The organism is Mesorhizobium jarvisii (assembly GCF_003601985.1).
Classification (GTDB): domain Bacteria; phylum Pseudomonadota; class Alphaproteobacteria; order Rhizobiales; family Rhizobiaceae; genus Mesorhizobium; species Mesorhizobium jarvisii.
Genome location: NZ_QZXA01000008.1, coordinates 56,342 through 78,011 on the forward strand (window position 1 = coordinate 56,342; position 21,670 = coordinate 78,011).

General features: G+C 65.0%; 20 protein-coding genes. 8 read left to right on the forward strand and 12 right to left on the reverse strand.

Going from position 1 to position 21,670, the window contains the following annotated elements; all coding sequences use genetic code 11:
* The first annotated feature begins 61 nt into the window (after window positions 1-61).
* Together D3242_RS20620 and D3242_RS20625 are read left to right on the forward strand one after the other, a co-directional pair.
* Entirely contained in the window at window positions 62-817 is a 756-nt protein-coding gene (locus D3242_RS20620; RefSeq protein ID WP_064985186.1) for a COG4280 domain-containing protein, read from the forward strand.
* A complete protein-coding gene (locus D3242_RS20625) occupies window positions 814-1,029 on the forward strand; it encodes a hypothetical protein (RefSeq protein ID WP_019862585.1) in 216 nt (71 codons plus the stop codon). The genes D3242_RS20620 and D3242_RS20625 overlap by 4 nt, the downstream gene beginning before the upstream one ends.
* 67 nt (window positions 1,030-1,096) lie before the next feature.
* On the opposite strand, the gene D3242_RS20630 is transcribed toward D3242_RS20625, so the two are convergent.
* The 11 genes from D3242_RS20630 to D3242_RS20680 form a co-directional block, all read right to left on the reverse strand.
* Window positions 1,097-1,978 (reverse strand): SMP-30/gluconolactonase/LRE family protein, encoded by an 882-nt coding sequence (locus D3242_RS20630; RefSeq protein ID WP_064985188.1) that lies wholly within the window; start codon window positions 1,976-1,978, stop codon window positions 1,097-1,099.
* 2 nt (window positions 1,979-1,980) lie between these two features.
* Window positions 1,981-2,949 carry an ABC transporter permease gene (locus tag D3242_RS20635; RefSeq protein WP_064985190.1) on the reverse strand — a complete coding sequence of 323 codons (969 nt, stop codon included), beginning with the start codon at window positions 2,947-2,949 and terminating at the stop codon, window positions 1,981-1,983.
* A complete protein-coding gene (locus D3242_RS20640) occupies window positions 2,946-3,974 on the reverse strand; it encodes an ABC transporter permease (RefSeq protein ID WP_064985191.1) in 1,029 nt (342 codons plus the stop codon). Before D3242_RS20640 ends, D3242_RS20635 begins: the two co-directional genes overlap by 4 nt.
* 3 nt (window positions 3,975-3,977) lie before the next feature.
* A complete protein-coding gene (locus D3242_RS20645; RefSeq protein WP_064985398.1) occupies window positions 3,978-5,480 on the reverse strand; it encodes a sugar ABC transporter ATP-binding protein in 1,503 nt (500 codons plus the stop codon).
* 67 nt (window positions 5,481-5,547) lie between these two features.
* Window positions 5,548-6,615 carry a substrate-binding domain-containing protein gene (locus D3242_RS20650; protein ID WP_064985400.1) on the reverse strand — a complete coding sequence of 356 codons (1,068 nt, stop codon included), beginning with the start codon at window positions 6,613-6,615 and terminating at the stop codon, window positions 5,548-5,550.
* Between the two features lie 58 nt (window positions 6,616-6,673).
* The gene (locus tag D3242_RS20655; protein ID WP_064985193.1) at window positions 6,674-7,738 is read right to left on the reverse strand and encodes a substrate-binding domain-containing protein; all 1,065 of its coding nucleotides are present in this window, start codon (window positions 7,736-7,738) and stop codon (window positions 6,674-6,676) included.
* A gap of 262 nt (window positions 7,739-8,000) precedes the next feature.
* Window positions 8,001-8,765 carry a GntR family transcriptional regulator gene (locus D3242_RS20660; protein WP_019862576.1) on the reverse strand — a complete coding sequence of 255 codons (765 nt, stop codon included), beginning with the start codon at window positions 8,763-8,765 and terminating at the stop codon, window positions 8,001-8,003.
* Between the two features lie 82 nt (window positions 8,766-8,847).
* Window positions 8,848-9,573 (reverse strand): E3 binding domain-containing protein, encoded by a 726-nt coding sequence (locus D3242_RS20665; RefSeq protein ID WP_064985194.1) that lies wholly within the window; start codon window positions 9,571-9,573, stop codon window positions 8,848-8,850.
* A complete protein-coding gene (locus D3242_RS20670; protein ID WP_064985196.1) occupies window positions 9,570-10,580 on the reverse strand; it encodes a C-terminal binding protein in 1,011 nt (336 codons plus the stop codon). Before D3242_RS20670 ends, D3242_RS20665 begins: the two co-directional genes overlap by 4 nt.
* Window positions 10,581-10,611: 31 nt before the next feature.
* The gene (locus D3242_RS20675; protein ID WP_223217912.1) at window positions 10,612-12,996 is read right to left on the reverse strand and encodes a thiamine pyrophosphate-dependent enzyme; all 2,385 of its coding nucleotides are present in this window, start codon (window positions 12,994-12,996) and stop codon (window positions 10,612-10,614) included.
* 138 nt (window positions 12,997-13,134) lie between these two features.
* Complete coding sequence (locus D3242_RS20680; RefSeq protein WP_064985403.1) at window positions 13,135-14,355, reverse strand: mandelate racemase/muconate lactonizing enzyme family protein; 1,221 nt, start codon at window positions 14,353-14,355, stop codon at window positions 13,135-13,137.
* 118 nt (window positions 14,356-14,473) lie between these two features.
* Between D3242_RS20680 and D3242_RS20685 the strand changes: the two genes are divergently transcribed.
* The 4 genes from D3242_RS20685 to D3242_RS20700 are packed head-to-tail and all read left to right on the forward strand — an operon-like array spanning window position 14,474 to window position 18,302.
* A complete protein-coding gene (locus tag D3242_RS20685) occupies window positions 14,474-15,268 on the forward strand; it encodes an SDR family NAD(P)-dependent oxidoreductase (protein ID WP_019862572.1) in 795 nt (264 codons plus the stop codon).
* A gap of 4 nt (window positions 15,269-15,272) precedes the next feature.
* Window positions 15,273-16,121 carry a transketolase gene (locus D3242_RS20690; RefSeq protein WP_064985198.1) on the forward strand — a complete coding sequence of 283 codons (849 nt, stop codon included), beginning with the start codon at window positions 15,273-15,275 and terminating at the stop codon, window positions 16,119-16,121.
* The gene (locus tag D3242_RS20695; RefSeq protein ID WP_064985199.1) at window positions 16,118-17,107 is read left to right on the forward strand and encodes a transketolase family protein; all 990 of its coding nucleotides are present in this window, start codon (window positions 16,118-16,120) and stop codon (window positions 17,105-17,107) included. The genes D3242_RS20690 and D3242_RS20695 overlap by 4 nt, the downstream gene beginning before the upstream one ends.
* A gap of 13 nt (window positions 17,108-17,120) precedes the next feature.
* On the forward strand, window positions 17,121-18,302 hold the full coding sequence (locus D3242_RS20700) for a mandelate racemase/muconate lactonizing enzyme family protein (RefSeq protein ID WP_064985201.1): 1,182 nt from the start codon (window positions 17,121-17,123) through the stop codon (window positions 18,300-18,302).
* Window positions 18,303-18,306: 4 nt separating this feature from the next.
* Here D3242_RS20700 and D3242_RS20705 read toward each other — a convergent pair whose 3' ends face one another.
* Window positions 18,307-19,338 (reverse strand): LacI family DNA-binding transcriptional regulator, encoded by a 1,032-nt coding sequence (locus tag D3242_RS20705; protein ID WP_027047628.1) that lies wholly within the window; start codon window positions 19,336-19,338, stop codon window positions 18,307-18,309.
* 244 nt (window positions 19,339-19,582) lie between these two features.
* On the opposite strand from D3242_RS20705, the gene D3242_RS20710 reads away from it, so the two are divergent.
* Together D3242_RS20710 and D3242_RS20715 are read left to right on the forward strand one after the other, a co-directional pair.
* Window positions 19,583-20,593, forward strand: coding sequence for an ABC transporter permease (locus D3242_RS20710; protein ID WP_064985405.1), 1,011 nt, complete (start codon window positions 19,583-19,585; stop codon window positions 20,591-20,593).
* A 54-nt stretch (window positions 20,594-20,647) separates the two neighbouring features.
* Window positions 20,648-21,622 (forward strand): sugar ABC transporter substrate-binding protein, encoded by a 975-nt coding sequence (locus tag D3242_RS20715; protein WP_064985203.1) that lies wholly within the window; start codon window positions 20,648-20,650, stop codon window positions 21,620-21,622.
* Window positions 21,623-21,670: the final 48 nt, after the last annotated feature.

Sequence of the window (21,670 nt, forward strand, 5' to 3'; positions counted from 1 at the left end):
GGCCACGCGTCCTGGAACACCCGATCAGAGAATCCGGGGCGAACGAGGACAGGGAGCTTTCATGCAGACGCTGACGCCCATCCTCCCGACGGTCACGGCGGCATTTCTCGCCTCCTTCGTCGAGGTCGTCGAAGCCTTCACCATCGTGCTTGCGGTCGGCGTGACGCGCAGCTGGCGCCCGGCGCTGACTGGCGCCGCCTTGGCGCTGGCGTTGCTGGCGGCGCTGGTGCTGGCGTTCGGGCCGCTGCTGGCGCTGGTGCCGATCACCACGCTGCAGTTCATCGTCGGGGTGCTGCTGGTCCTGTTTGGCATGCGCTGGCTGCGAAAGGCCATCCTGCGCAGCGTCGGCGTCATTGCACTGCATGACGAGGAGGCGGCCTTCTCCAAGGAGACCGCCGCCCTCAGCCAGCAGGCCAATGACCGCCGCGCCGACTACCTCGCCGGCCTGGCCTCGTTCAAGGCGGTGCTGCTCGAGGGTGTCGAGGTTGTGTTCATCGTCATTGCCGTCGGCGCCGCCCATGGGCAGACGCTCTACGCCAGCCTGGGCGCGCTGGCAGCCTTCGTCCTGGTGATGCTTATCGGCCTGGCGGTGCACCGGCCGCTGGCACGCGTGCCGGAGAATGCGCTGAAATTCGTGGTCGGGCTGATGCTGACCAGCTTCGGCATCTTCTGGACCGGCGAAGGCATCGGCGCCGACTGGCCGGGCGCCGATCTAGCCCTACTCGCCATCTTTGCCATCGTCACGCTGGCGTCCTTTGCCATGGTGCGCTGGCTGCGCGGCACCTATCCCGTATCAGCCGGAGGGTTCGCCCGATGAGCGTCATCCGTCTTGTTGCCAGGGAATTCCTCGGCATGTTCGTCGATGACGGCAATCTGGCGCTGTTGGCGCTGGTGCTGGTGGCCGCCGTCGCGGCGGCGGTGAAGCTGCTGGCCCTGCCGCCGCTGCTCGGCGGCGTGCTGCTGCTGGTCGGCTGCCTCGCCATCCTGCTGCAAAGCGTTCGCCGCGCGGCACGTGCGGTCAAACGATAAAGGCGGCCCGCATGGCCGCTACCTCGGGCATCGTTTCGATAGCAAAACGATGCCCCAGCGATGCTTGCTATCCCTTGAACGCCGGCAGGGTCAGGCCCTTGACGCCGACATCGAGCGCGAACAGTCCACCCGGATTCTTCTGGCGGACGAAGTGGCTGGCCGGGCGCTTGAGGACGGCTGACGTGACATAGAGGATGTCGAGGTTCTTGCCACCGAATTCGCAGCAGGTCGGCAGGTCGGTCGGCAGAACCACGGTCTGCATCAATTCGCCATCAGGATCATATCGGCAGACCTTGCTGGTCACCGGGATGGTCACCCAATAGCATCCCTCGGCATCTACGGTGGCGCCGTCGGCGACGCCGCCGGTCGCCGTCATGTCGATGAAGGTGCGGCGGTTTTCGATATCGCCGGTGGCGGCCTCGAAATCATAGGCCCACACCGCGCCGGCATGGCTGTCGGAGAAATACATGGTCTTGGAATCCGGGCTCCAGGCCAGCCCATTGGAGCAACCGATGCCATCGATCATCTTGTGCACGGAAAGGTCGGGATCGAGCCTATAAAGCGCGCCGATGAATTCGATCGGCTGACCCGGCACCTCGAACATCGAGCCCGACCAGAAGCGGCCCTGGCGATCCGGCTTGCCGTCATTGAAACGGGTGTTGGGCATATGAGATTCCGGGTCGACGATCGCCTGGAACGTGCCGGTCGCCGGGTCGAAGAAGTGAAAGCCGTTGGCCATGGTCAGCACAAGGCCGCCCTTCTCGCGCAGGCCGAGGCAGCCGAGATATTCCGGTGTCTCGAAGGTCTCGTCCTTGCCGGTCGCTGGATCATAGCGGTGGATCAGCTTCTTCCAGATGTCGATCCACCACAGCACGCCGGCCTTGGGGTCCCAGAGCGTGCCTTCGCCGAGTTCGGCCCTGGCATCGACGACGCAAGTGATTTCGACCATGGTCAGCCCTCTTTTCTCCGCAGCCTGCCGCCGAGGCCGGCGAAGGTCTCGCTGCCGATCGACACGGTGAGCAGGATGACAGCGCCGTAAACGATGAGCAGCGCTCCGCTCGACAGGTTCAGCGCCGGCAAAAGGCCGGTGAGGATGGTGAGCACCATGGCGCCGGCGACGGTGCCGAGATAATGGCCGCTGCCCCCGAGGATGGAGGCGCCGCCGATGGCCACCGCCGCGATCGAGGTGAACAGATAGGCGTCGCCCATGCCGAGATAGGCCTGACCGGAATAGCCGGTCAAAAGCATGCCGGCGAAAGCGGCGGTAAGGCCTGAGATGACATAGGTGAGGATGGTGGTGCGTGCGGTCGGCACGCCGGAGAATTCGGCGACCGTGGCGCTGGTGCCTAGCGCGTAGAGATGGCGGCCGAACGCCGCCTTGGAGAGCAGCAGCGTCGCCACCAGGGTCAGCGCCAGCCAGATCAGCGCGATGACCGGAAAACCACCGAGCCGCCCGACCGACAGGAACTGGATCAGGGCCGGGGCCGAAGGCGTCGGCGAGCCGCCGGTCAGCACCAGGATCAGCCCTTGCAGGATCACGTTTGTGGCCAGCGTCATGATGATCGGCGGCACGCCGAACTGGGCAACGCCGATGCCGTTGATGAAGCCGATGAAAGCGCCGCCGGCAAGCAGCAGCGGCATGACCCAGACCAGCGGCAGATCCTGCCCGCCGCACAGCAGCGCCATGATGATGGCGGCCGAATTCAGCACCCAGGGTACCGACAGGTCGATGCCGCCGCCGATGATGACGAAGGTCTGGCCGAGCGCGACGATGCCGACGAAGGCGGCCAGCACGACGGTGGAGCGCATGTTGGAGACCGACAGGAAACCCGGCGAGAACAGCGCCGTGACCAGAAGCAGCACCACCATGCCGGCATAGGCGAGCACGATGAGGCGGTTGCGGGCAAGGAAAGCGCTCATTGGACACGGTTCCTTGCGGCTTTCTCGGCGACGGAACTGGCCAGCACCGAGAGCAACAGGATGACGCCGGAGGCGACCGGCTGCCAATAGCTCGACACATGCAGGACGAAGACCAGATTGCCTATCAGGGTGAGCACGAAGGCGCCGATCAGCGTGCCGGCTAGATGGCCGCGTCCGCCGAACAGGCTGACGCCGCCGATGACCGCCGCCGCCACCGAAGGCAGGATATAATCCTTGCCGATGGTGGGCGAGCCGGCGCCGGTCTGTGTCACCAGGAACAGCGCCGCACCAGCCGCGAACAGGCCGGACAGGCCATAGGTGACGAGGTTGACCCTTGCGATCGAGACGCCGGACAGGAAGGCCGACTTTTCGTTGGAGCCGGTCGCCTGGATGGCGATGCCGACCCGCGTCGCGCGAAACCACCACCAGAACAACAGTAGCACCAGCAGCATCCAGACCGGGCTGGTCAGGCCGAGGGGCTGTGCGGAAGCGAAGCCGACCCACCATGAGGGAATGCTGCCGCCATCGGTCGGCAGGATGATCATGGCGACGCCGTTGAGGATCGACCAGGTGGCGAGCGTGACCAGGAAGGGCTGCAGCTTGAGCAGCGAGATCAGCAGGCCGTTGAGTGCGCCGATCAGGAAACCGAGCGCCAGGATGATCAGCGCCCAAAGTGCCGTGGTCGACGCATCGTCGGTAAAGCGCGTCGCCGCGATCACCGTGCCGAGGCTGATCATGCCGCCGATCGACAGGTCGATGCCGCCGCGCAGCAGCACGATGGTCTGCCCGGTCGCCGCCAGCATCAGCGTCATCGCCGCCGCCGTGTCGAGATTGAGCTCGTCCAGCGAGAAGACGCCGGATTGCAGGCTGCCATAGATGCCGACAATCAAGGCCAGCATCAGGCAGGCGACCAGGAACGGCGCGCGGTCGAGCAGGCGGCCGCGCCAGTCGATGGCCGGCTTGGTGGGCTTCGTCTCGGCCGGCCTCTGCGCCATCTCCACAGTCTGCTCCACGGACATCACCATGATTCAGGCCGCCCTGGTTTCAAGCATGGCGGCGCGCAGGATTTCCTCCTCCGAAATGTGATCCCCCTCCAGCGTCGCGGCAATGCGGCCGTTGCGCATCACCAGCACGCGGTCGGCGACATGGACGAGTTCCGACATGTCGCTGGAATGGAACAGGATCGCATAGCCCTTGGCGGCGAGGTCGCGCATCAGCTGGAAAATCTCGCCCTTGGTGCCGACATCCACGCCGCGCGTCGGATCGTAGAGCAACAGCACGCGCGCCTGCGTCAAAAGCATCTTGCCGAAGATCACCTTCTGCTGGTTGCCGCCTGACAAGGTGCCGGCAAGCTGTTCCGACGTGCCGGCCTTGATACGCAGGAAATCGACCATCTCCTTGACGAGCGCCGCTTCCTTTTGCCGGCTTAGCAAGCCGTTTTCAGTGAAGCGCTTGATGACCGACAGCGTCAAATTCTCGCGCACGCTCTTGGTCAAAAGCAGGCCCTGGCCGCGCCGGTCCTCCGGTACCAGCGCGATGCCATCCTTGCCGGTCAGCGCCTGGCGCGGATTGCCGATCGAAACCGGCTTGCCCCACAGTTCGATCGAGCCGCTTGCCTTGGTGGCGCCGAACAGCGCCTGAAACAGTTCGCGCTGGCCATGGCCTTGCAAACCGCCGACGCCGAGCACCTCGCCTTCGCGTAGCGCGAAGTCGACGCCGGAAAGCCGGCTGCCGCTCGAAAACCCCTTTACTCCGAGAGCGATGCGATCGGTCGCGGTGGACACACGCTCGGGATAGAGCCGGTCGAGATGGCGGCCGATCATCTGGGTTACGATCTCATTGTCGGACACCGCATCGGCCTCATGCGCGGCGACGGTGCTGCCATTGCGGAAGATGGTCAGCCGGTCGGCGATGGCGCGCACCTCGGCCATGCGGTGCGAGATGAAGATGACCAACCTGCCCTCAGCGGCGAGCTGCCGGGTAAGGTTCAGCAGCCATTCGGCTTCCCGTGCCGGCAGCGCCGAGGTCGCCTCGTCGAGGATCAGGATGCGCGGGTCCTTGGCCAGGCCCTTGGCGATCTCGACGATCTGCCGTTCGGCCAGGGTCAGCCGCCGCAGCTCCTGATCGGGGCGCAGCGCAGGAAAGTTGTATTTTTCCAGCAGCGCCAGCGTCTTGCGGCGCATCTCCGTGCGGTTGACGGTGCCAAGCCACGTGCGCGGCTCATGGCGAAACCAGATGTTCTGTTCGACGCTGAGATCAGGGATCAGCGACAACTCCTGGAAGACTGCGGCGATGCCGCGTGCCTGCGCCGCATCCGGATTGGCCGGGCGATAATCCTGGCCATCAACCAGGATCGAGCCGCCATCATGCTGCACGGCGCCCGACAGGATCTGGATGAAGGTGCTCTTGCCCGCACCATTCTCGCCAAGCAGGGCATGCACCTCGCCGGCGCGGGCGCTGAATGTCGCCTCGCTCAGCGCGACAATGCCGCCATAGCGTTTGGACAGGCCGTTGACGGTGACGAGGTCCATGCATGCACCTTCGAAAAGCTCTCCCGACATCTTGCGATGCCGGGAGACAGGGTCGTGGTCACGGATGTTACTTGGTGCCGGCGGCTTCCGCAGCGGTGATCTCTACCCAGTCGGGCGTGATCGGCAGCGTCAGGCCGGGCGCCTGGTCCGGGAAGGCATTTTCGCCAATGGCGATCTTGATCATCTTGGTGCCCGGATAGAGCTTGGACTCGAAGGGATCGGTGGTGACGAAATCGCCCTTGACCGAGACGGAACGCTCGGCCGGCTTCTTGCCGGTGTCGAGAATGTCGACGGCCAGCTTGATCGCTTCGGAGGAGAGATAGGCCGGGTTGGAGCCCAGGATGCACTTGGCGCCTTGCGTCTGCGCGCAGGTGACGGCGGCGACATTGTAGGAGAAGCCGACGACCGGGACGATCGGCCGGCCGGCATCCTTCAGCGCCTGGATGGCGCCCGAGCCATAGCCTTGCGTCATGATGCCATCGATCTTCGGATTGGCGGCGAGCAGCGCCGCGACACCCGACTGTTCCGGTCCGAGCGCATAGTTGCCGTTGTAGTAGCCGACGACCTTGATGTCGGGATATTTGGCCAGCACCTTCTCATAGCCCCCCTGCAGCTGCGCCGAGATCGGCGCGCCGGCGAGGCCGCGGTCGAGGATGATGTTGCCCTTGCCGCCGAGCTGCGTGGCCATCCACTCGGCCATGACGGAGGGGATGCGGTCCCAGTCGGAAGCGACGGCATAGGCGCAGGGTTCGGTCACCACCTGGTCGAAGGAGATGACGACGATGCCGGCGTCGCAGGCCTTCTTGATGGTCGGATTCAAGGCCGAGTCCGAACCGGCATCGACGAGGATGGCGTCCGGCTTCTGGCGGATGATGTTGTTCAGCGAGTTGATCTGCGCCTGGACGGTGTTCTCGACATTCTCGATCTTGAGGTCGACGCGGCCCTTCAGCGGCCCTTTGTTGACCGAGACGGTGGCGACGCGCTCCATCTGTTGGCGCCAGTCATTGCCGACGAAATTGTTCGAAAGATAGATGGTGTAGGGCTTCTTGTCCTCGGCGTGGCCAGTCTGCATGCCGGCAGCCATCATGGTGGCGGCAAAAGCTGCGAAGCCGATGTTACGGCTCAATGATTTCATGATTTTCTCCTCCCGTTTTTCGTTTCGCGCCCGATGCGGCGCATTGCAATTCACCAAATCAGGTTCCCGAGGCCTCCTTGGGGGTGATCTCCACCCAGCTCGGCGACACCGGCAAGGAAAGTCCCGGCGCGAGATCGGGAAATACGGTCTTGCCGAGCTCGATCTTCACCGCCGAGGAATTCGGCGCATATTTGGCATCGACCATATCCGTGGTCAGGCCGGGCGAATTGAACAGCACGGTGGTGTCGGCCGGCTTCTTGCCAGTGTCCAGTATGTCGACCGCGAGCTTGATCGCTTCGGCCGACAGCGACGGCGGATTGGCGCCGAGCCAGCATTTGGCGCCCTTGGTCTCGGCGCAAGTGACACCGGTGCCGTTGAAGGCGGCGGCGACGATCGGCACCATCGGCCGGTCGGCATTCTGCAGCGCCTTGATGGCGCCTGTACCGTAGCCCTGCGAGAAGATGCCGTCGACTTCCGGATGCGCGGCGAGCAGGCTGGCGACGCCTTCCTGTTCGGGGCCGGCGGCATAGTTGCCGTTGAAATAGCCGACGATCTCGATGCCGGGATATTTCTTCAGCACGGCGCCAAAGTTCTTCTCGAACTGTTCCGAGATCGGCGCGCCGGCGAGGCCGCGATCCATGAAGACCTTGCCCTTGCCGCCGAGGATGGAAGCCATCCACTCGGCCTGGTTGTTGGCCATGATATCGAAATCGGAATGCATCTTGTAGGCGCATTCGGCAGACACGGTCTGGTCGAAGCTGACGACGATGATACCGGCGTCGCAGGCCTTCTTGATGGTGGGATTGAGCGCCTCGGCCGACGACGCATCGATGAGGATGGCGGCCGGTTTCTGGCGGATGATGTTGTTCAGCGAATTGATCTGCGCCTGAACGGTGTTCTCGGCATTTTCGATCTTGAGGTCGACGCGACCCTTCAGCGGCCCCTTGTTGACGGCGACATTGGCGACGCGTTCCATCTGCTGGCGCCAGTCATTGCCGACGAAATTGTTCGAGAGATAGATGGTGTACGGTTTCTGGGTCGCGGTATGGCCCGGCATCGCAGCCATCGACGCTGCGAACCCGGCAAGCGCCACGAAGCAGGCGCTCAAGCTCCTTAGTTTCATGGTCTTCCTCCCTGTATTTCCTGCCCAGCCGGTGATGGACTGCGCCATCTTAGTCGGATGAAGGCGACAAATTGATACCGGTACCAATCGCTGTTGTCAATTTGCCCAGACTTCCCAAAGGCTGCGTCCGCGAGCCGAATTCGCAGGAGTTCTTCTCTTGCGACGTCTCCCGTGGCCGGCACTTCAGCCTAGCTATCATGCTATTATAATTTTATGGGCCTGTCTATGCGACGTCAGCAGAAAATCCCGCCTCCGGCGCGCTTCAGGACAGGTCGTTCGGCGCGTCGTAAGTGATGCTGAAGATATCGGCGGGGTGGCGGGCGACGGAGAATTCGATGCTGCGCTGGTCCGCCGACTGGTAGAGCATCTCTACCGTCAGCACCGGACTGCCGAGCGTTATGCCAAGGTCGGCGGCAACCGCCTCGTCGGCGATCTCGGCGCGCACCGTGACATGCGCCACGTCGAGCCGCAGGCCGAGATGTTGCTGCACCGAACGGAAGATCAGCACGTCCGAAAAATCCTCCCGCTTCAGGCGCGCGCCGATGTCGGGCGGGAAATAGGTGGTGATCTGCGCCTTGCGCTGTTCGCCGATCGACAGCACGCTGCGCAGGCAATAGCCGGCCTCGTCCTTGCCCATGCCGAAATGCCGCTGGAGCACGGGCGAAACCTCCTTGCGGTAGGATTTCACCGTCAGCTCGGCATCCTTGGTGAAGGCCGCCATGTCGGCGAAATTCTTGAACTTCCAGCTCAGATTGACCGAGGGGCTGCGCGCCGCGACCACGGCAGGCTTGGCCGAGCGCTTGCGGATCAGCCCGTCGGCTTCGAGATCGCGCAGCGCCTGGCGAACCGTGATCAGGCTCACGCCGAAATGCTCGGCAATGGTCGCTTCCTTCGGCAGTTCGCCGCCGACAGGGAAGGTGCCGTTGCCGATCGGTTCGCGCAGAATGTCGGCGAGCTGGCGGTAAAGCGGCCCGTTGGCGCGGCCGAGCGTGCGCCTGGGAAGACTGTCTATGGTGGGGTGGTCCATGTGCCTCGTCGCGTCTGTGTCGAAGCTTTTATAATAGCTTCCTGGGCCCGAGGCTAGGCAAGGCTGTTGACGATCAACCGTCTCAGACAAAGAGCCGAAGCGGCTGTTCGATCACCGATTTCAGGGTCGCGAGCCATGCGGCAGCGGTGGCCTCGTCAACACTTGCCGCATCTATCGTCAGCAGGCATTCGGCATGGCCGCCCGGCGTGTCGGGCGAAACGGTCAGGCGCATGGCACGGCCCGGCAGAAGCGGCGTCATCACCGGCCTGATGTCGCTCGCCGGCAGCAGCCGCAGAGATAGGGTCGCTGGCGTTTCCGTCCCATCCCGGCTGTCGGCCAATGCCGCAAGCCGCATGGCGCGCAGCGATGTCAGCGGCATCTCGGGAATCACTGCGAATACGGTTTGCCGACCCGCCAGTTCCAGCGCCACGCAAGCGCCACCTAACCTAGCTGCCTCCGGCATCTCGACAAATGCGCGACCGGCGGCACGCAGCAGCACGTCGTCGATGGCGAACACATGCCCCGAGCTCTCAAGCGCCGCCAGCAGGTCTTGCAGCGCGCCAAGGGCAACGGAGGTGGCAAAGGCGGCGATCCGGGGCGCGGTCGGGGACAGGGGCGCCGCCGCGGGGGCGACTTTGGGCGAGACGACCGGCGCGGCAACCGGAACGAAGGCCTGCACGTCGGCGGCCAGGATGCGGCCGCCCGGGCCGCTGCCGCGAAGTGTTTCGAGCGGCAGGGAACGCTCGTGCGCCAGGCGGCGGGCATAGGGCGAAACCGCCAGCCGGGTCTGTGCCGTCGCGATGTTCATTTCAGATACTCTGAATTCACGCAGTTGGTCAGCCGCCCCTCGGCGAGATAGGCATGCACCACCTCGATCGATTTCAGCCGGAGGTCGCGCATCGACGCCGGGCTATAGAAGGCGGCGTGCGGGGTGACGATCAGCCGATTGGCGATCCAAGGTTCTCGGGCGCGCCATGCGGTGAGCAGCGGATGGTCGAGATCGCCGGGCTCGTTCGGCAAGACGTCGAGGCCGGCGCCGGCGACGATGCCCTCGCGCATCGCCGCTTCCAGCGCGTCGAGATCGACGATCGGACCGCGCGCGGTGTTGATGAGGACAAGGCCGGGCTTGGCGGCGGCGAAGGCGGACGCGCCAAGCAGCTTGCGGGTCTCCTCGCTGAGCGGCGTGTGGACGCTTACCACATCCGCCCGCTCCATCAATTCACTGAGCGAATGGACGCGTTCGTAGCCGGTCGACAGGTCGACACCGGAGAGAAGATGCGGGTCATAGAACACCACCTTCATGTCGAAGGCGGCGGCGCGGCGCGCCGTGGCCAGCCCGATGCGGCCGAGGCCGACAATGCCGAAGGTGGCGCCCTTGTGCCGGCGCACCAGCGGCGCCTTGGAAAAATGCCAGCCTCCGGCGCCATGGCCGGAAAGCTCCGCGCCATAGGCCGATGTGCCGCGCGTCAGCGCCAGCATCAGGCCAATCGCGTGATCTGCGACCTCGGTGGTGCCATAGTCCGGCACGTTGCAGGCCGGAATCTTGCGCGCACCCCAGCCTGATGTGTCGATGTTGTCGAAGCCGACGCCCGAACGCACGGCGATGCGCGCCTTGGGAAAGGCCGATGGCGCGGCCGCGACATTGTGGGTGGGCGAATAGTTGATGACGGCGTCGACCACCTCGCAGACGGCAGGATCGAGTGCGGCTGCCTTGTCGTTGGTCGAGCGGGCGAGGATGAACTCCACATCGGGATAATGCTGCCGCTCGAGTTCGGCCTCGTCGGCGGCTTGCCAGTTGGCGCAAAGGATCCTCATGCTTGCCCTTCGGATTTCCTCGGTACGATGATTATTTCTTGATGCCGCCGATGCGGCCGCCCATCGGCACCACGGCGCCGACCGGCTGATCGATGGTGTTGAGCGTCCCGCTGACCGGTGCCTCGATCTCGACCACGGCCTTGTCGGTCTCGATCTCGGCGATCAGTTCGCCTTCCTTGACCGGATCACCGACCGCCTTCAGCCATTTGACGACAGTGCCTTCGCTGACGGTGAGATCACCGAACGGCATTGTGATCGGCTCGTCGTCGCTGGGAGCGGCAGCCGCTGAAGCGGCGGGCAAAGGTTTGGCTGGAGCAGGCGTTGGTTTAGCCGGCGCAGCGCTTTTCAGGCCGACCGTGTACCAATGGTCCGGCACCGGCGGTTGGCCTGATATGACATCGCGCACGCCCTGGGCGATGCGCGCCGTGTCGACCAGCATGGCGCGCTCCAGTACCGGCGCGAAGGGATGCGAGGTCGGCGCGGTGTGCAGCCTTCCGGGCGGGGCGTCGAGTTCGTCGAAGGCGAGTTCGTTGATGGCCTGGGCGATCTCGCCGCCAAGGCCGCACATCGCCCAGGCTTCGTCGACGATGAGCAGGCGATGGGTCTTTCGCACGCTGGCGACGATGGTGTCGATGTCGAGCGGCATGATGGTGCGGGGATCGATCACCTCCGCCTCGATGCCTTCGGCGGCCAATACATCGGCAGCTTCCAGCGCGCGCTGCACCATCTGGCCGGCGGCAACGATGGTGATGTCGGTGCCGGCCCGCGCGACGCGCGCGACGCCGAAAGGCACGAAATGCTCGCCGACCGGCACCTCGCCCTTGGAGCCGAACAGCGCCTTGGGTTCCAGCATGATGACGGGATCGCCGGCCCTGAGCGCTGTCTTCATCAGGCCCTTGGCGTCGGCAGGGGTCGACGGCACGCAGACGATAAGGCCCGGCATATGGGCAAAGACCGGATGATAGATGCCGCTGTGATGCGGGCCGGAGCTGCGCAGCGCGCCGGCGCCGACGCGCACCACCATCGGCGCGCTCATCAGGCCGCTGGTCATGTAGCGCAGCTTGGCTGCCTGCAGGAAGATCTGGCCGGCGGTCTCAAAGGCGAAGTCGGCGAACATCAGGTCCGATACGGTGCGCGAACCGGTGGCCGAGGCGCCGACGGCAGCGGCGGTGAAACCCTGTTCGGAGATCGGCGTGTCGACCATGCGCTCGGCGCCGAATTCCTGCCAGAGGTTCTTGGTGTGCGCGAAACTGCCGCCGCGCTCGCCGGTGCCCTCGCCGAAATAGAGGATCGCCGGATTGGCGCGCATCTCCTCGGCGATGCCGTCGCGCACCGCTTCGAGCCAACCTTGCGTGCGCGTCTCGCCGACGGCGCGCGGCTGTAATGCGGCCGGCGGATTGATCGGATCGGCGAAGACATGCAGGCGCACCGTCGCCGGATCGGGCTCGGGCGACTTGCGGGCGAAGGTCAGCGCCTCCTCGACCACCTTTTCGATCCGCGCCTCTATTGCCGCGAGCGCCTCGGCATCGGCGATGCCATAGTCCTCGATCAACCGCTTGCGGAACATGTCGATGGGATCGCGCTTGACCCAGGCGTCGAGTTCCTCCTGCGTGCGATAGGTGCCGATGACCGGATCGCCCTCATGGTGACCGACGGTGCGGTAGGTCTTGGCCTCGATGAGCGTCGGGCCCTTGCCGGAACGGGCGCGCTCGGTGGCCTCCTTCATCGCCTGCCAGACGGCGAAGACGTCGTTGCCGTCGACCGCGACCCCAGGCATGCCGTAGGAGGCGGCCTTGGTGGCGATCTCTGGGTTCAGCGTGACCGACTTCAACGGCGTCGCGGTGGCGTAGAGGTTGTTCTCGCAGATGAAGACCGCCGGCGCCCGCTGCACGGCAGCGAAGTTGAGCGCCTCGTGGAAGCCGCCATGGTTGGCGGCGCCGTCGCCGAAGAAGGCGACGCCGATGTCGTCGCGGCCCTGCTGGCGGGCGCTCATGCCGATGCCGACGGCATGGCCGATGCCGGCGGCGACGATGCCGTTGGTGCCGAACAGGCCGACCGAACGGTCGTAGAGATGCATGGTGCCGCCACGGCCGCCGCAAATCCCGTCAACCTTGCCGAACAGCTCGGCCATCACCCGGCCGGGATTGGCGCCCTTGGCAAGTGCGTGGCCGTGGCCGCGATGGGTCGATGTCACCCAGTCGGTTGGCCTGAGATGCGCGCAGACGCCGACGCCTGTCGCCTCCTCGCCGATATAGAGATGCAGGAAGCCTGGCGTTTCGCCCTTTCGGCAGGCGATCTGGGCGATGCTTTCGAAACGGCGCAACAGCACCATGCGTTCGAACAGGTCGAGCAGGATCTTTGGATCGGGCAGGTTTGGAGCGCCCTTGAAATCGTCGCGTGCGCGCGCCGCAGACATTGCCACCAAAGCCTCCCTGAAATGCGTCCGACGCCAGGCGGCAGAGCGCCGGCGGCGAGCTTGTTGGCCGCTCGCTTTGGCGCATCATAGATTATAATAGCATAATGTCTACTGGCTTCGGACAAAGCCGTGCGACGGCTAGAGTCTGGTGATCCGAACGGTCGCGTCGGGCCGCTGAAACAGCTCCGGCCGCAGGCTGAGACCCAGCCCCGGCCCTTCGAGCGGCGCGACGTGACCGTCCTTGACCGGCGGAATGTCGGCGACGATCTCGGTGTACCAGCCGGTGAAATAGGCGCGCACCGCCTCCTGGTAGTTGACGTTCGGCAAGGTCGCCGACAGCGCGCAGCTGGCGGCATAGACGATCGGCCCGGTGCAATCGTGCAAGGTCACCGGCAGTTCGCTGGCCTCGGCCATGTTGGCGATCTTGCGCGCCTCGGAGAGGCCGCCGCACCAGGCGAGATCGATCATGATCACGCTGGCCGCGCGCTTGTCGATCAGCTGCTTGAACATCTGCCGCGAGGCCAGCCGCTCGCTGGCGGCGATCGGGATCGAGGTATGGCGGGCAAGCTCGGCCATGGCGTCGAGCTCATTGTAGCGGATCGGCTCTTCCAGCCAGGCGACGTCATGGGCTTTCAGCGCCTCGGCAATGCGCAGCACCGGCGGCAAGGTCCACAGGCCGTGCAGCTCGACCATGATTTCCATTTCGCGGCCGACGGCGTCGCGGATTTTCTGGAAAGGCTCCAATGCCTTGTCCAGATCGGCCAGCGAAATGCGGGTGCCGTTCGACGCTTCGGCGGCGATGTCGAACGGCCATATCTTCATCGCGCCGATGCCTTCGGATTTCAGGCTCCTGGCGAGATCGCCGGCATTGTAGCGCCAGGCGAGCAGGTCCTCGTAGGGGCCTTCGTTGGAACCGCCAGGCTTGAGCGACCAGTCCTCGCCCCGCTCGAACAGGGCGTTCTTCTTCGTGGCGCGGACATGCTTGTAGCCGGCGCAGGTGTTGTAGATCGGCACGCTCTTGTGGGTGCGCCCGCCAAGCAGTCGCCAGACCGGGTCACCAAGCGCCTGGCCATAGATATCCCACAGCGCGATGTTAACGGCGGAGTTGCCGCGTACCTCGGCGCCGGAATCGCGCGCGCCGACATAGACGCTGCCCAGCGTGCGATCATGCAGCTCGATGTCGCGCGGATCCTTGCCCAGCAGATAGGACGCGACATTGTCGTGGATGTAGGCGGCGACCGGCCCCGGCGCCCAGAACGTCTCGCCGGTGCCGATCAGGCCGGCATCGGTGTGGACGCGCAGCCAGAACAGGAAGGGAAACTCCGCCAGCTGCAGCGTTTCGAGCGCGACGACTTTCATCTTCTTCTCCCCATTGCAGCGGACCATGCGGTCGATGGGACAATAGCACATCGCCGTTGACAGCCATTTATGGTACCGGTATCAATTCCGTCAAGATGGCCACCGGGAGGGTGTTTTCTTGCCAGCCGAAAATCACAATACGCCGCCACGAAGAACACTCGTCACCGGTGCCGCCGGCGGCCTCGGTCGCGAGGTGGCGATCCAGCTGGCGCGGCGCGGCTGTGTCGTCGCGGTCACCGACATCAATGGCGAGGGCCTGGCCGAGACCGCCAGGCAGATCGGCGAAGCCGGCGCGGAAAGCGAGAGCATCGTCAGCGACTTCACCGGGGAAGGAGCGCCGGAGGCGGCGGTGGAGAAAGTGGTGGCGCGCTGGGGCGGCATCGACATCCTCGTCAACAATGCCGGCTATGGCGTGATCGAGCCCTTCCTCGACGCCACCTTCAAGGCCTGGACGCGCACGCTGGCGCTCAATGTCACCGCATTGGCCATGGCCTGCAAGGCAGCTGGCCGGGTGATGCGCGAGCAGCGTTCGGGGCGTATCATCAACATCACCTCGCCGGGTTCGCGCATGGCGCTGCCCGACTACACCGCCTACACGGCGAGCAAGGCCGGGGTCGATTCCATCACCCGCGCCGCGGCGGTGGCGCTGGCGCCCTATGGTGTGCTGGTCAATAGCCTGGCGCCGGGCATGATGGACACGGACATGCAGCGCTCGACCGAGGTCGACCTCGCCCGCGCCAATGGCCGCAGCGACCTGCAGGCCTTCCTCGACGAGCGCACCCGCCGCATCCCGCTCGGCCGCCGCGCCGAGATTGCGGAAGTCGCGGAAGCCGTCGTCTGGCTGTGCCTCGATGCGCCCAAATACATGACCGCCGAGCGGCTCAACATGTCGGGCGGGCTCGACAAGGACTGATCAGATGCTGCGAAACTCCCCACCCGGCAGCGCCGATATCGGCGCGCTCGAACGCAAGGCGATACAATTGCGCCATCACATGCTGACCATGGCGCGCGGCCAGGGCCAGGGCTACATCGGCCAGGGCCTCGGCATCGCCGATGTGCTGGCCGCGCTCTACTTCCACGAACTGCGCTACGACCCGCACAATCTGGCGTGGGCCGACCGCGACCGCTTCCTGTTGTCGACCGGGCATTATTCGATCGCGCTGTGGGCAGCGCTGGCCGAGGCCGGCATCATCCCGGTCGAGGAACTTGCCACCTATGGCGCCGACAACAGCCGGCTGGAGATGTCGACGCTCGACACGACGCCCGGTGTCGAGGTCATCGGCGGCTCGCTCGGCCATGGGCTGGGACAAGGCGTCGGCCAGGCACTGGGCCTGCGCATCGACAAATCCGAGGCGCGCGTCTTCGTCGAACTGTCCGATGGCGAAATGCAGGAAGGCTCAACCTGGGAAGCGGCGATGTCGGCCAGCCATTTCAAGCTCGACGGGCTGGTGGCGCTGGTCGACTGCAACGGCATCCAGGCCGACGGGCCTGTCGTGCTCGATATGGAGCCGGTGGCCGACAAATGGCGCGCCTTCGGCTGGCAGACATCGGAGATCGACGGCAACGACATGAAGGCGGTGGTCGGCGCACTGGCCGATGCGCGCGAGCGAAACGGCAAGCCGAAGGCGATCGTGCTGCGCACGCTGCCTGGCAAGGGCGTGCCGCGCATCGAAACCTCCGAGAAATCGCATTTCTTCCGCATCGACGTGGCGCAATGGGACGGCATCATCGCCGAGTTCGAAAAAACCGCGGGAGCAGCCCAATGAGCGGCGCGGCGACGGAGGCCGGCCGCACGCTGGCCATGGGTCAGGACGAAGCTGTTGGCGGTGGCCGGCAAAGCGTGGAGGCGCCGTTTGGCAAGGCGCTGGCACGGCTCGGCCAGAACCGTCCCGATATTGTCGGGCTGACAGCCGACCTCGGCAAATACACCGACATCCTGCCGTTCCGCGACGCGTTCCCCGACCGCTTCTTCAATGTCGGCATGGCCGAGCAGAACCTGGTCGCTGTCGCCGCCGGGCTGGCGCGTACCGGCAAGGTGCCGTTCGCCACCACCTATGGCGTGTTCGCGACAAGGCGTGCCTATGATTTCGTCGCCATCGCGCTCGCCCACTCCAACCTTAACGTCAAGATCGTCGCCGGCCTGCCGGGACTGACGACCGGCTATGGCGGCACGCATCAGGCGATCGAGGATCTGGCCCTGATGCGCATGATCCCCGGCCTGACCATCATCGACCCCTGCGACGCGACCGAGATCGAAGCGGCGACCGAGGCGATCGCCGAGCGTCACGGGCCGGTTTATATGCGGCTGCTGCGTGGCAACGTGCCTGTGGTATTTGAAGCCGGCTATCGTTTCGAAATCGGCAAGGCGCGGCAGCTTCGTAAGGGCTCCGATGTCGGCATCATCTCGACCGGCTTCATGACCGAGCGGGCGCTGGATGCGGCGGACGCGTTGCGAAAACAGGGCATCTCCGCCGGCCTGCTGCACGTGCCGACCATCAAACCGTTCGATGCCGAGGCGGTGGCCGCGTTCGCAGCCGGCGTCAGCCACATCGTCACAGCGGAAAACCATGTTGTCGTCGGTGGCCTGGCCAGCCTCGTTGTCGAGACCTTGTTCGACGCCGACATAGCGAAGAAAGTCACCCGCATCGGCTTGCCCGACCGCTACATCGAATGCGGCGCGGTGCCGACCCTGCAAGCGAAATACGGCCTGACATCAGAGGCTGTCGTCGCCGCGATCATAGCCCTGGGTTAGGACACCACCGCGCATGAAAATCACCGAAATCGAGACCTTTGCCGTCGGCGCCGGCTGGAAGAACTGGCTGTTCGTCAAGGTCCATACCGACAAGGGCATCCATGGGATCGGCGAAGGCACGCTGAACGGCTTCATCAAGACCACCGAAGCCGGCGTGCACGAGCTCAAGCATCTCGCCATCGGCCAGGATCCGCGCCGCATCAATGCGCTGGCCAGGCGCATGCTGGATAGTGTCTCGCTCGACGGCGGCCACATCCATCGCACGGTGATCGCGGCGATCGAGGTTGCCTGCTGGGACATTCTGGGCAAGAGCCTCGGCGTGCCGATCCACCAGTTGCTCGGCGGCCAGGTGCGCGACAGCGTGCTCGGCTACGCCAATGGCTGGTACCGCACCGAGCGCACGCCGGAGGCCTTCCTCGAGGCCGCCAAGGCGGTTCTGACCAAGGGGTTCAAGGCGTTCAAGCTCGACCCGTTCGGCACAGCGCAAGGTTTTATCTCGCGCGAGGAATTGGAGCTTTCCTACGCGATCTGCCGAAAATTGCGAGATGAACTGCCTCGGGACACGCTGATCCTGATCGACGTGCATGCGCGTTTCACCGAGATCGCCGCCCTGCAGGCAGCGCAGAAATTCGCCGATCTCGACATCTTCTGGTGGGAGGAGCCGACCTCGCGCGACCGGCAAGAGACGGTGCACGAAGTGGCGCATCGCTCACCGATCCCCGTGGCGACCGGCGAAATGTATGACACGGTCGGGCAGTTCTACACGCTGGCCGCAGGCGGGGGCGTCAACATCTTCCAGCCCGAACCGATGTCGCTCGGCGGTATCGCGCCGTCCATGCAGGTGGCCAACCTCGCGCTTGCCCATGGCAGCCACATCGCCCCGCACCAGAGCGGCGGACCGGTAGCGACAGCGGTGTGCCTGCAGCTGGCGGCCGCGGTGCCGAACTTCCTCATCCAGGAGCACTTCGACGCTTTCAACGACCCGTGGACGCCCGATCTCGTGACCTGGCACCCGACCGTCGATCCGGACAACGGCCATCTGTCGCTGCCCGACGCTCCAGGCCTCGGCATCGATCTCAACATCGAGGCGATCAAGAGCCACCCTTACGATCCCAACGCCTATCTCAACGTCCATGCGGAAGGGTGGGAAAAACGGCTCGGGCGGCGGGAAGAAGCGGGGCAGCGTGCTTTCTAATCCGTCACGCGCTTTCGCGATCGACGATCTCGAAGCCGAGGCTGGTGATGGTCGGCACCTTGGTGTCGCCGCCGAGCCGTGCCAGCAATTGCCGCACCGCACGGCGGCCCATCTCGTAGCGGTTGACCTTCACCGTGGTCAGCGGCGGATAGAGCTGCGCGGCGAGATCCATATCGCCATAGCCGGCGATGGCGATCCTGCCCGGCACCGCCCAGCGCCGGCGGTGGCATTCCTGCACGGCGCCGACCGCGAGCGTGTCGCTGGAAAAGAAGATGGCATCGATATCCCGGTGGCGGGAGGTCAGCGTCACCAGCGCCTCGGCACCGCCCTGCGCGGTGATCGGCACTTCGACCTCCATGTCGGCATGGTTCTTGATCCCGAGTTCCGTCAGGGCGGCGTGGTAACCGGTGCGGCGCTGCCGCAGGCGGTCATTGCCGTGGATCGGCGTCGAGACGAAGCCGATGCGCTTGTAGCCCTTGGCCGCCAGATGCATGGTCATGGCATAGGCGGTCTCGAAGTTGGAGACGCCGACCACCATGTCGATCGGCTTGCGGCCCTTGATTTCGGAAATTTCGACCACCGGGGCGCCGCTGCTCTTCAGCAAGGCGCGCGCGGTCTCGCTTTGCACGAAGCTCTGCAGGATCATGCCGACCGGGCGCCAGCCGAGCAAGTTGCGGATCGACTTCTCCTCGGCCTCCTGCGTGAACTCGCCTTGCACCAGGAGCATCGAGTAGCCGCTCTCATGGCATTCGTCGGACATGCCTTGCACCTGTTCGGCAATGCCCGAATTGATCAGCGGCGGCACGACAGTGCCGATCATGCGGCCGTTGCCGCGCATGCTGGACGCAAGCCGGTTAGGTACGAAGCCGGCCTGTTCGATGGCTTCCAGCACTTTGGCGCGCGTTTCCGGCGAGACCATGTCGGGATTGGACAGCGCGCGCGACACCGTCATCGGCGCCACACCGACACGCTTGGCGATCTCGCGGACGCCGAGGCGTTGCGGCTTCTTTTCGCCCGCCGGCGGCTTGTCGACCATCACCATGCTCCAAGAAAGCGCTATCCACCAAGGCAATGTCCTGCGGATCACGCCGAAACGTCCATTCATAGCGGTTGCCGAGAGTGCTTTCCAGCGATGGACCCAGCTATGCACCGCCAGAAAATTTCAGCGTTGACAAGTTATAATATTATAATCTTAATGGCCGAGAGGAGCGCGCCAGGATCGGCGCGGGCGCATGGGGCCGGCCGCAAGAGCGGCAACGGTCGCTGCCAGGGAGGTCGGGATGAACAGCGCGGCTGAGGTGAGCGCGGCGCCAAGGGACGCGCGATCGTTCCGGCGGCGACTGATCGGCTTGATTGCCGTCGGTGAGGTCGGCGTGCTGGCGGCCATGGCTTTGCTGATCGCCTTCTTCTGGCTGCTCGAGCCCGCCTTCCTGTCGGAGCGCAACATCCGCGCCATTCTCAACGTCGTCTCCTTTGTCGGCATCATCGCCATCGGCCAGACCATTCTGCTGGTCGCCGGCGAGTTCGACCTGTCGGTCGGTTCGGTGGCCGGACTGTCGGCCGTAGTCGCCGCCAAGCTGATGACCGCGGCCGCCCTGCCGGTGAGCGTCGGCATTCTCGGCGGCATCGGCGTCGGCGCGCTGATCGGCCTCCTCAACGGCTTGATCGTCGTCAGGCTGGGCATCCCCGCCTTCATCCAGACGCTCGGCATGCTGTTCATCGGCCAGGGCCTGATCCAGGTGGTGACGGGCGGCTATCCGGTCTATCCGCTGCCCGAGGCGATCAACACCATTGGCGGCACCGATCTCGCCTTCGGTCTCGGCTGGAGCTTTGCCTTCTTCATCGTCGCTGCCCTCGTTGCCGACTTCGTGCTGCGGCGCACCGTGCTCGGGCGCAACATGTATGCCACCGGCGGCAACAAGGAAGTGGCGCATCTCGTCGGCATCAACACCAGCGCCTACAAGATCGGCGCCTTCATCACCGTCGGCGCGCTGTCGGCGATCGCCGGCATGTTCGTCATGGCCGATCTCGGCAGCGGCGGCACTTCGATCGGCAGCGGCTGGGAACTGACCGTCATCGCCGGTGTCGTGGTCGGCGGCGTCAGCCTGTTCGGCGGCGCCGGCACGGTGGCCGGCGGCGTCGTCGGCATCCTGATGCTGAAAGTGGTGCAGAGCGGCCTCGTCGTCATTGGCGTCAACTCCAACTGGCAGCAGATCGCGGTCGGCGTGATCATGGTCATGGCTGTCGGCCTCGACATAGTGCGGCGCCGCTACTTCATTGCCGGCGCCTGAGAGGCCGCGGATATTGCGCCGGCAAAAATGCCGGCGAACCAAGGGAGGTAAGGCATGAAAATCCATCTGAAAAAGCGGCTGATCCGAACCGCATTGGTGGCAGCGGCACTCGCCACCTCGCTCGGCTCGGTGAGCCTGGCCCGGGCTGCGGACATCCACCTGCTCTGGGTGCAGGCGATGAAGGATCACCCGGTGCATCGGCTGATGCAGGCGGGCTTCCTCAACAAGTGCAAGGAACTTGGCTACACCTGCGAGGTGGTCGGCGACCCGAGCGCCACCAACTGGGATATTCCGGCGACCTTGCCGCTTGCCGAGGCCGCCCTTGCCCGCACCAAATACGACGCGATCGGGGTCTACGGTCCCGATCCGGCCATCTATTCCTACATCTCCAAGCTGGCCAAGGAAGGCTTCCCGATCGTCACCTGGCACGTCCTGCCGCCCGAAGGCACCGTCAACGGCCTGAAAGCGGCAACGGGAGAGAACATCGCCGAAGCGGGAACCAACGCAGCAATCGCGATCGGCGACAAGCTCGGCGGCAAGGGCACCGTAGCGTTGACGCAGGGGGCTTCCAACGACACCGAAAATGCCATGTCGGATGCCTTCCGCAAGACCATCGCGGCGAAATATCCAGGCATCAAGGTGCTCGACACGCAGATGGAAGGCTTTGAGCCGTCGGCGGCCGAGGCAAAGGCGGTGGCGATCCTGCAGGGCAATCCCGATGTGACCGCCGCCTTCGGCACCACCGGCAACAGCATCCAGACCTGGTCGGGCGCCGCCCGCAAGGCCGGACGCGACGTCGTCATCGTCGGCATGGACTATATCAGGCAGAATCTCGATCTGGTGAAATCCGGCGCCGCCTACGGCATCGTTGCGCAGCCGCTCTATGAAGAGAGCGCCAAGGTCGCCGAATTGCTCGGTGATCTCGCCCAGGGCAAGACCGTGCCTTACAGCAATCCGCTGCCGGCAAAGGTGATCACCGCAGCTGATCTCGATCCCTATTACAAGATGCTGGACAGCGCCGGCCAGTAACACCTGCCGCCGGGCCCGCGCCTTGCAGGCCCGGCGCTTTCCGAAGGG

Excerpts from the sequence above, each read along its gene's own strand:
- D3242_RS20670 (WP_064985196.1), bottom strand. The coding sequence starts at position 10,580 with ATGAGGATCCTTTGCGCCAACTGGCAAGCCGCCGACGAGGCCGAACTC.
- D3242_RS20645 (WP_064985398.1), bottom strand. The coding sequence starts at position 5,480 with ATGGACCTCGTCACCGTCAACGGCCTGTCCAAACGCTATGGCGGCATT.
- D3242_RS20665 (WP_064985194.1), bottom strand. The coding sequence starts at position 9,573 with ATGAACATCGCGACGGCACAGACCCGGCTGGCGGTTTCGCCCTATGCC.
- D3242_RS20705 (WP_027047628.1), bottom strand. The coding sequence starts at position 19,338 with ATGGTCGACAAGCCGCCGGCGGGCGAAAAGAAGCCGCAACGCCTCGGC.
- D3242_RS20715 (WP_064985203.1), top strand. The coding sequence starts at position 20,648 with ATGAAAATCCATCTGAAAAAGCGGCTGATCCGAACCGCATTGGTGGCA.
- D3242_RS20680 (WP_064985403.1), bottom strand. The coding sequence starts at position 14,355 with ATGAAAGTCGTCGCGCTCGAAACGCTGCAGCTGGCGGAGTTTCCCTTC.
- D3242_RS20620 (WP_064985186.1), top strand. The coding sequence starts at position 62 with ATGCAGACGCTGACGCCCATCCTCCCGACGGTCACGGCGGCATTTCTC.
- D3242_RS20650 (WP_064985400.1), bottom strand. The coding sequence starts at position 6,615 with ATGAAATCATTGAGCCGTAACATCGGCTTCGCAGCTTTTGCCGCCACC.
- D3242_RS20635 (WP_064985190.1), bottom strand. The coding sequence starts at position 2,949 with ATGAGCGCTTTCCTTGCCCGCAACCGCCTCATCGTGCTCGCCTATGCC.
- D3242_RS20695 (WP_064985199.1), top strand. The coding sequence starts at position 16,118 with ATGAGCGGCGCGGCGACGGAGGCCGGCCGCACGCTGGCCATGGGTCAG.
- D3242_RS20640 (WP_064985191.1), bottom strand. The coding sequence starts at position 3,974 with ATGGTGATGTCCGTGGAGCAGACTGTGGAGATGGCGCAGAGGCCGGCC.
- D3242_RS20710 (WP_064985405.1), top strand. The coding sequence starts at position 19,583 with ATGAACAGCGCGGCTGAGGTGAGCGCGGCGCCAAGGGACGCGCGATCG.
- D3242_RS20700 (WP_064985201.1), top strand. The coding sequence starts at position 17,121 with ATGAAAATCACCGAAATCGAGACCTTTGCCGTCGGCGCCGGCTGGAAG.
- D3242_RS20675 (WP_223217912.1), bottom strand. The coding sequence starts at position 12,996 with ATGTCTGCGGCGCGCGCACGCGACGATTTCAAGGGCGCTCCAAACCTG.
- D3242_RS20690 (WP_064985198.1), top strand. The coding sequence starts at position 15,273 with ATGCTGCGAAACTCCCCACCCGGCAGCGCCGATATCGGCGCGCTCGAA.
- D3242_RS20655 (WP_064985193.1), bottom strand. The coding sequence starts at position 7,738 with ATGAAACTAAGGAGCTTGAGCGCCTGCTTCGTGGCGCTTGCCGGGTTC.
- D3242_RS20630 (WP_064985188.1), bottom strand. The coding sequence starts at position 1,978 with ATGGTCGAAATCACTTGCGTCGTCGATGCCAGGGCCGAACTCGGCGAA.
- D3242_RS20625 (WP_019862585.1), top strand. The coding sequence starts at position 814 with ATGAGCGTCATCCGTCTTGTTGCCAGGGAATTCCTCGGCATGTTCGTC.
- D3242_RS20660 (WP_019862576.1), bottom strand. The coding sequence starts at position 8,765 with ATGGACCACCCCACCATAGACAGTCTTCCCAGGCGCACGCTCGGCCGC.